Genomic DNA, 7,960 nt, shown 5'->3' on the forward strand with positions numbered 1-7,960 from the left:
CCCTCACCGAGGAGACGTCATGTCCGCTTTCACCACCGAGGACCTGTTCAAGATCATGCGTGAGTGCGCGGGCGAGGAGGAGGCCGTCGACCTGTCGAGCGCCGCCGCGGAACAGGAGTTCGCGCTGCTCGGCTACGACTCGCTGGCCCTCATGGAGGCGATCAGCAGGGTCGAGCGCGGCCACGGCATCACGCTGCCCGAGGAGACGCTCGGCGAGGCGCTGACCCCCGCGGCGTTCGTCGCCGCCGTGAACGCCGCGCTCGCCGACCGCATGCCCGCGGCGGGGGCCGCCTGATGACCGAGGCGGGCGCCGGCGCCGAGGGAGCTCCCGCCGTGGAGAGTCCCGCGCCGGACATCCGGATCGCGGGGTGCGCGGTCTGGCTGCCGCCCCGCACCCCGGTCGCGGACGCCGTCGCGGCCGGGCTGTGCGACGAGGCCCTGGCCACGGCCACCGGCATGCTGTCGGTGGCCGTGGCGCAGGACGAGCCGGCCCCCGAGATGGCGGCCCGCGCGGCCCGGACCGCCCTTGAGCGGTCCGGCCTCCGGCACGCGGGCACCGACTCCGGTTCCGGCACCGGCTCCGGCGGCGTGCCCGGCTCCGGTGATGCGTCGGGCTCCGGTGACGTGTCGCTGATCCTGCACGCCAGCTTCTTCTACCAGGGGCACGACCTGTGGGCGCCCGCCTCGTACGTCCAGCGCGCCGCCGTCGGCAACCGGTGCCCCGCGATCGAGGTCGGCCAGGTCTCCAACGGGGGCATGGCCGGACTCGGGCTCGCGGTCGACCATCTGCGGGCCGGACCGGCGGCCGGAGAGCCGGACCGCCGGGTCCTGCTGACGACCGGCGACGCCTTCCGCCCGCCCGGCTTCGACCGCTGGCGCAGCGACTCCGGCACCTTCTACGGGGACGGGGGCACCGCCCTCGTGCTGTCCTCGTCGGAGGGCTTCGCGCGAATCCGGGGCCTGGCCACCGTCTCCGTGCCGGAGCTGGAGGGGATGCACCGCGGTGACGACCCGTTCGGCCACGCCCCGTTCAGCCACCGGCCGGTGGTCGACCTGGACGCCTGCAAGAAGGACTTCCTGGCCACCCACCGGGTGCCCCAGGTGATCGCGGCGAGCGGGGCCGCGCAGGACGCCGCCGTCGAACGGGCCCTCGCCGCCGCCGGGGTCACGCTCGCCGACGTCGACCGGTTCGTCCTGCCCCACCTGGGCCGCAAGCGGCTGCGGGCGGGACACCTCGCCCGCTTCGGGATCGCGGAGGAACGCACCACCTGGGAGTGGAGCCGCGGGATCGGGCACCTCGGCGCCGGCGACCAGATCGCCGGGTTCGACCACCTGGTCGCGTCCGGGAGCCTCGGCGCCGGGGACCTCGTCGTGTGGATGAGCGTGGGCGCCGGATTCACCTACTCCTGCGCGGTCGTCGAAATGCTGGAACGGCCCGCCTGGGCGGCCCCGACACCCACCCCGACGACGACACCCACCTCACCCACGACGCTCACGGGGGACGCCGCATGACCGCCGAACGCCCGCTGCCCGTCGCCCTGTTGCTCCCGGGCCAGGGCTCCCAGCATCAGCTGATGGCCACGGGCCTGTACGGGTACGAGCCGGTGTTCACCGCGGCGATGGACGAGTTCTTCGACGCGGCGGGCCCCGAGGGCGGTCCGCTGCGCGAGGACTGGCTGGCCGAACGGCCCGCCACGGAACTGGACCATGTCACCCGCTCGCAGCCGCTGCTCTTCGCGGTGGACCTCGCGCTGGGCCGGCTGGTGCTGAGCTGGGGCGTGCGCCCGGCCGCCCTCCTCGGGCACAGCATCGGGGAACTGGCCTCGGCGGTGCTGGCCGGGGTGTTCGGCACACGGGACGCGGTGGGCCTGGTGCTCGACCGGGTCGGACGGCTGGCGAAGGCCCCGCCGGGCGGCATGCTCGCGGTCGCCGCGTCCACGGCGGAGGTGGAGCCGTATCTGGGCGGGGACGTGGTCGTGGGCGCGGTCAACGCCCCGCGCCAGACCATCCTGGCCGGCCCCGACGGACCGCTGGACAAGGCCGGCCGCGCGCTCGGGGAGGCCGGGTTCGTCTGCCGCCGGGTCCCCTCGCTCAGCGCCTTCCACAGCCCCATGCTGGAACCGGCCTGCCAGGGCGCGGCCGAACGCTTCGCCGCGGTGCCCAAGAACACGCCCTCCCCGCCGGTCCACTCGGCGTACACCGCCGCCCCGTTGACGCGGGCCGACATCGACGACCCGTCCTTCTGGGCACGGCAGCCGGTGGCGCCGGTGCTCTTCTGGCCCGCGCTGGAGGGGCTGCTGGCGACGGGCGACCATCTGCTGGTGGAGGTGGGTCCCGGACAGGGCCTGTCCCAGGTGGCACGCCGCCACCCGGCCGTCCGGCGGGGCACGAGCACGGTGGTGTCCCTGCTGCCGGCCCGACCGGGCCCACCGGAGGCGGACCGGGCCGCGATCGAGGCCGCGGTGGCGCGCATCAGGGCGGCGGGCCACGCCATCACGACCGCGGCCCACCCGCACCCCGCCCCGCCCGCCTGACGGCAGGCACGGCACGGCGGCATACCGCGCCCGCGCGCTGTGCCGCCCGCCTGACGGCAGGTAGTACGCCACGGCCCCGCGCACGCCGCGCCCCGCGCCGACCGCTGACGGCAGGCAGGGCACGGTGGCGCGGCGGGTTGCCGTGTGCCCCGCGCAGACCGCCTGACGGCAGGCAGGGCGGCACACACGGCGCGGCGGCACGGGCGGCGCGGCGGCGTATCGCGCCCATCGCACCTCGCTCGGGTGCCGCCCGTCTGCCGGCAGCCGCGGCGCGGCGCGGCACCCCGCGCACGCGCATCCCGCATGCTGCCGCGCGCAACGACGCCCCGCCCCCGGTCATTGCACGGGGGCGGGGCGTCGGCTTCGTCACCTGCGGGCCGGTGGGGGCTGGTCGCGCAGTTCCTCGCGCCCCTGGGGGGCGGGGGTGGGCTTGGTCTTCTGCGGGGCGGTGGGGGCTGGTCGCGCAGTTCCCCGCGCCCCTGAGGGGCGCGAGCGCGTGATCAGGTGCGTACGGTCGCCGTGACGTATCGGACGGGTGTGTCGATCGTGAGTGGTCCGTCCCCGTCCCGCATCGCGTCGAGCGAGGTGATCAGCCGCTCGCGCAGCTGCTGCCGCTTGTCGTCCGCGAGGTGGTTCCAGAGCAGGCGCATGCCCTGCGTGTGCGACCAGTCCACCCAGGCCGTCCCGGACTCGGCCACCAGCCGGACGGACTCGTCGACGACGGACACGTCCTGGAAGCCCGCCTTCTCCAGGGTGCGGGCGAGGTCGGCCGGGTCCGCGAGCCAGCTGTTGAAGCGCTGCGAGAGCCGCTCGGGCTGCCACTGCGGCGGAAGGTCGAGCAGCAGCTCGCGCGGGATGAGTTCGGTGAACACCGGCGGCAGGAAGGGGAAGGTGTCCTCGCTGAACACCGGGCTGGTGAAGGCGAGCCGCCCGCCGGGGGAGAGCAGCGGCGCGTAACGGGCCAGTGCCGCGGGCGCGTCGGGCAGGAAGATGACGCTGTAGCTGCCCAGGACGACGTCGAAGGAGCCCGGTTCGAAGTCGGGGTGCTCCCCGTCCATCACCCGCAGCTCGACCGAGCCGGCATCGCGCAGCGCGGCCTCCTTCGCGGCCTCCTCGATCATCGCCTCGGCGACGTCGATGCCCACGACACGGCCCGTCGGCCCCACCCGCTCGGCCGCGGGGAAGACACAGGCTCCCCGGCCGCAGCCGACGTCGAGGACCCGTGCGCCCTCGCCGGGGGCCGCGCGTTCCACCAGGCGCCGGCCCATCGGAGTGAAGAACTCCACGCCGAGCCGGTCGTAGGACGCCGCGGCGCTGTTGAAGGCCGCCGCCACTTCGGATTTGTACGTGGACGTGTCCACTGAATCTCCCGCTCTCTCGGTGGACACACCACTTTTCCCCGCAGGTCTCGGGCACGGATGGAGAGGCCTTGGAGCGCCACTGGACCGCCGCTGGACACAAAGCAAAGAAGTCCCCGGGAGGCCGATCCGCTCTTGTTCCGGAGGATGTCGTCTCCTAAGAATTGATTCCGGAACGTACCGCCGCACCGGTTCCGGTTCGGCAGTGACCGATTCAGCGTCGGCAGCGGATGATTCGGGACCGATTTCGTACCGATTCGCGAGGAGAAACGTGAGCGACCAGATAGCGAGCGTCCGGCGCCTGGTGGAGGCGTACAACACCGGGAAAACGGACGACGTGGCCGAGTACATCCATCCGGAATACATGAATCCGGGAACTCTGGAATTCACCTCGATGCGTGGGCCTGAGCTTTTCGCGATCAATGTCGCGTGGGTCAAGAGGACGTTCTCGGAGGACGCGCGCCTGGAGGAGGTGGCCATCGAGGAGAACGGCGACTGGGTACGCGCCCGGCTGGTGCTCTACGGGCGGCACGTCGGCGAGATGGTCGGCATGGCCCCCACCGGTCGGCTGTTCTCCGGTGAGCAGATCCACCTCCTCCACTTCGTCGACGGGAAGATCCACCACCACCGCGACTGGCCCGACTACCAGGGCACCTACCGCCAGCTCGGTGAGCCGTGGCCGGAGAAGGAGCACCGCCGTCCGTGACGGCGGAATCCTCGAAGGCCGGCGATCAGGGGTAGGGGGAAGCGCGATGGAATTCGGTGTGCTGGGACCGCTGTACGTCCGGGTGGACGGGGAGACGACCGCCCCGAGCGCCCCGAAGCTGCGGAACGTACTGGCGATGCTGCTCGTCCACACGGGGCAGGTGGTGCCCGTGCCCTCGCTGGTGCGGGATCTGTGGGACGACGATCCACCCGTCAGCGGTCTGACCACGCTGCAGACGTACATCCTGAACCTGCGCAAGATGTTCTCCGCGGTCACCGGGCTGACCACCGACGAGGTGGCCCGCGAGATCCTGGTGACCAGGGCGGGCGGATACGTGCTGGCCGCCGAGGCGGGCACGCTCGACCTGCACCGCTACCGCCGTCTGGTGACCTCCGGCCGGGAGGCGCTGGTGCGCGGCGACGACGCGGCCGGGGTACGGGACCTGAACGAGGCGCTGCTGATGTGGCGGGGCCCCGCGCTGGTCGACGTACCGGCCGGGCGGGTGCTGGAGAGCCGGCGCCGGCAGCTGGAGGAGTCCCGGCTCGCCGCCTTCGAGTACCTGGTCGACGTGGAGCTGCGGCTCGGCATGTACCGCGAGGTGCTGGCCGAGCTGGCGGCCCTCACGGTGGAGAACCCGCTGCACGAGGGCCTGCACGGCCAGTACATGTGGGCCCTGCACCTCAGTGGCCGCAGGGCGCAGGCGCTGCAGGTCTTCCACCGGCTGCGGGGCGCGCTGGTCGCGGGCCTCGGACTGGAACCGGGGCCCCAGGTGCAGCGGCTGCACCGGGCGGTGCTGAACGCGGACACCGACTTCGAGCCCCGTTTCGCGGTGGGCCGGGCCCCGGTCGCGGTTCCGGCCAGCGCCTTCGGCGGGGCACGCCCCTACTGACGTACCGGTGTCCCTACGGAGTACCGGTACTCAAATTTGATTGCGCCGCCGGGTCCAGCGTGACTAGGGTGCAGCTAGACAAATTTGATTAGTTCGGAGGGGTCATGCCGGAGGAGCACGAGGCGGAGCAGCAGGGGCAGCCGGAACAACCGGCACAGCCGGAACAACTGGAGCAGCCGGAACAGCCGGAGGAGGCGCCCGTCGACAGTCCGACGGGCTGGGTCGCGGCGCACATCCGCCGCTACGACCGCAGCGGCGGCAAGGAGGGGGCGAAGTGGTACGGGCTCGACACCCTGCTCCTCACCACCCGTGGCCGGAAATCGGGAAAGCTGCGCCGCACCGCGGTGATCTACGGCCGCGACGGCGACAACGTCGTCGTGGTCGGTTCGAACGGCGGAAAGCCCGAGCATCCGCTCTGGTATCTCAATCTCGTCGCCTCGCCCGAGGCCCATGTCCAGATCGGTGAGGAACATCTCGACGTGCGCGCCCGTACCGCGACCGCCGAGGAGAAGCCGGATCTCTGGAAGCTCATGACGGGGCTTTTCCCGCAGTACAAGAGTTACCAGAAGAAGACCACCAGGGAGATTCCCGTGGTGATTCTGGAGCCCGTCGAGCCGTAACCGCCGACGGTGCACGTCAGAAATTGCATGCACGGAAAGGAAAGGTGTCTGTGTTGAACGAATTCACGCGCCGTGGATTCCTCGGCAGCGCGGCGGCGGTCGGCGGGGCCACTGTGGTCACCACGGCCGTCCCCGGTGTCCAGGCCGCCGAGGCCGCCGTCCCGGAAGCGGCTCAGGGCGGCGCGTGCGGCGCCAGGACCGGGCTCGTCCAGGTGGACCGGACGGACCGGCGTTATCAGGACCTGGTCAGCCGGGGATTCAACGGACGGTTCCGCGGCAGACCCGACGCCGTGTACGTCGTGCACACCGCGGACCAGGTCGTCGACGCGGTGAACCGGGCCCTGGACGCGGGACAGCGGATCGCCGTGCGCAGCGGCGGCCACTGCTTCGAGGGCTTCGTGGACGACCCCGCGGTGCGGGCCGTCATCGACATGTCCGAGATGCGGCAGGTCTTCTACGACTCCGCCAAGCGGGCGTTCGCCGTGGAACCCGGGGCCACCCTCGGGGAGGCGTACCGCACCCTGTACCTCGACTGGGGCGTGACCATCCCGGCGGGCGTCTGCCCGCAGGTGGGCGTCGGCGGGCATGTGCTCGGCGGCGGGTACGGCCCGCTCTCCCGCCGCGACGGAGTGGTGGCCGACCACCTCTACGCCGTCGAGGTCGTCGTCGTGGACGCCTCCGGCCGGGCCCGCAAGGTCGTGGCCACCAGCGCGGCCGGCGACCCCAACCGCGAGCTGTGGTGGGCCCACACCGGGGGCGGCGGCGGCAACTTCGGCATCGTCACCCGATACTGGTTCCGTACGCCCGGGGCCACCGGCAACGACCCGTCCGGGCTGCTGCCGAAGGCGCCGAAGTCGACCCTGCGGCACCTCGTGACCTGGGAGTGGTCCGCCCTCACCGAGAAGGCGTTCACCCGGATCATCGACAACCACGGGGCCTGGCACCAGCGCAACAGCGCCGCCGACACCCCGTACGCCAGTCTGCACAGCGTCTTCTACCTCAACAGCAAGGCGGCCGGGCAGATCCTGCTGGACGTCCAGATCGACGGCGGACTGGACGGCGCCGAGGGGCTGCTGAACGACTTCGTGGCCGCGATCAACGAGGGCACGGGCGTGGAGCCCGCCGTCCAGCGGAGCACGGAACCGTGGCTGCGCGGCACGCTGGCCAACAAGTTCGACACCGGCGGGTTCGACCGGACCAAGTCCAAGGGCGCGTATCTGCGCAAGCCGTGGACCGCCCCCCAGGCCGCCACCCTCTACCGCTATCTGAGCGCCGACACCCAGGTGTGGGGCGAGGTCTCGCTCTACTCGTACGGCGCGAAGGTCAACTCCGTTCCGGAGACGGCCACCGCCACCGCCCAGCGCGACTCCATCATCAAGGTGTGGATGTCGGCCACATGGATGGATCCCACACAGGACGACGCCAACCTCGCCTGGATCCGGGAGATCTACCGCGACGTCTTCGCCACCACCGGCGGCGTCCCGGTGCCCGGCGACCGTACCGAGGGCACCTTCATCAACTACCCCGACATCGACTTGGCCGACCCGGAGTGGAACACCTCCGGAGTGCCGTGGCACACCCTCTACTACAAGGGGAACTACCCGCGCCTGCAGAAGGTCAAGGCCCGCTGGGACCCCAGGAACGTCTTCCGGCACGCGCTGTCCGTGCGACTGCCCGACTGACGGCGGCGGGACGACGGCACGACGTGACGACGGGAGGGGGGGGGGGGGGGGGGGGGGCGGCCCCCCCCCCCCCCCCGGGGGGGCGGGGGGGGGGCGCCGGGGGGGGGGGGGGCGGCGCCGCCCCCCCGGCAACCCACCACCAAGGCGGGCAATAAACCGCCCCCGGGGGAT

8 protein-coding genes are annotated in these 7,960 nt (G+C 72.5%); 7 read left to right on the forward strand and 1 reads right to left on the reverse strand.

Going from position 1 to position 7,960, the window contains the following annotated elements:
- Positions 1-19 precede the first annotated feature (19 nt).
- From ACZ60E_RS18875 to ACZ60E_RS18885, 3 genes are read left to right on the forward strand one after another with little or no spacing between them, the layout of a single operon-like run.
- The gene (locus tag ACZ60E_RS18875) at positions 20-295 is read left to right on the forward strand and encodes an acyl carrier protein (RefSeq protein WP_384802581.1); all 276 of its coding nucleotides are present in this window, start codon (positions 20-22) and stop codon (positions 293-295) included.
- Positions 295-1,512, forward strand: a complete 1,218-nt coding sequence (locus ACZ60E_RS18880; RefSeq protein WP_469441771.1) for a ketoacyl-ACP synthase III family protein — start codon at positions 295-297, stop codon at positions 1,510-1,512. The genes ACZ60E_RS18875 and ACZ60E_RS18880 overlap by 1 nt, the downstream gene beginning before the upstream one ends.
- A complete protein-coding gene (locus tag ACZ60E_RS18885) occupies positions 1,509-2,534 on the forward strand; it encodes an acyltransferase domain-containing protein (RefSeq protein WP_469441773.1) in 1,026 nt (341 codons plus the stop codon). Before ACZ60E_RS18880 ends, ACZ60E_RS18885 begins: the two co-directional genes overlap by 4 nt.
- Positions 2,535-3,034: 500 nt before the next feature.
- Here the strand turns inward: ACZ60E_RS18885 and ACZ60E_RS18890 are convergent, their stop codons facing one another.
- On the reverse strand, positions 3,035-3,895 hold the full coding sequence (locus ACZ60E_RS18890; protein WP_469441775.1) for a class I SAM-dependent methyltransferase: 861 nt from the start codon (positions 3,893-3,895) through the stop codon (positions 3,035-3,037).
- A gap of 268 nt (positions 3,896-4,163) precedes the next feature.
- Here ACZ60E_RS18890 and ACZ60E_RS18895 point away from each other — a divergent pair, with 268 nt between their 5' ends.
- The 4 genes from ACZ60E_RS18895 to ACZ60E_RS18910 all read left to right on the forward strand — a co-directional run bounded on the left by ACZ60E_RS18895 (position 4,164) and on the right by ACZ60E_RS18910 (position 7,789).
- Positions 4,164-4,598, forward strand: a complete 435-nt coding sequence (locus tag ACZ60E_RS18895) for an ester cyclase (RefSeq protein WP_328496330.1) — start codon at positions 4,164-4,166, stop codon at positions 4,596-4,598.
- A 46-nt stretch (positions 4,599-4,644) separates the two neighbouring features.
- The gene (locus ACZ60E_RS18900) at positions 4,645-5,487 is read left to right on the forward strand and encodes an AfsR/SARP family transcriptional regulator (protein WP_384802594.1); all 843 of its coding nucleotides are present in this window, start codon (positions 4,645-4,647) and stop codon (positions 5,485-5,487) included.
- Between the two features lie 104 nt (positions 5,488-5,591).
- Complete coding sequence (locus ACZ60E_RS18905; protein WP_469441779.1) at positions 5,592-6,107, forward strand: nitroreductase family deazaflavin-dependent oxidoreductase; 516 nt, start codon at positions 5,592-5,594, stop codon at positions 6,105-6,107.
- 53 nt (positions 6,108-6,160) lie between these two features.
- Positions 6,161-7,789 (forward strand): FAD-binding oxidoreductase, encoded by a 1,629-nt coding sequence (locus ACZ60E_RS18910; RefSeq protein WP_469441782.1) that lies wholly within the window; start codon positions 6,161-6,163, stop codon positions 7,787-7,789.
- Positions 7,790-7,960: the final 171 nt, after the last annotated feature.

This window comes from Streptomyces sp. NPDC102514, from assembly GCF_055584525.1.

What these genes read in the sequence shown, in the direction of transcription:
- ACZ60E_RS18875 (WP_384802581.1), top strand. Translation starts at nt 20, where the DNA reads ATGTCCGCTTTCACCACCGAGGACCTGTTCAAGATCATGCGTGAGTGC.
- ACZ60E_RS18880 (WP_469441771.1), top strand. Translation starts at nt 295, where the DNA reads ATGACCGAGGCGGGCGCCGGCGCCGAGGGAGCTCCCGCCGTGGAGAGT.
- ACZ60E_RS18885 (WP_469441773.1), top strand. Translation starts at nt 1,509, where the DNA reads ATGACCGCCGAACGCCCGCTGCCCGTCGCCCTGTTGCTCCCGGGCCAG.
- ACZ60E_RS18900 (WP_384802594.1), top strand. Translation starts at nt 4,645, where the DNA reads ATGGAATTCGGTGTGCTGGGACCGCTGTACGTCCGGGTGGACGGGGAG.
- ACZ60E_RS18905 (WP_469441779.1), top strand. Translation starts at nt 5,592, where the DNA reads ATGCCGGAGGAGCACGAGGCGGAGCAGCAGGGGCAGCCGGAACAACCG.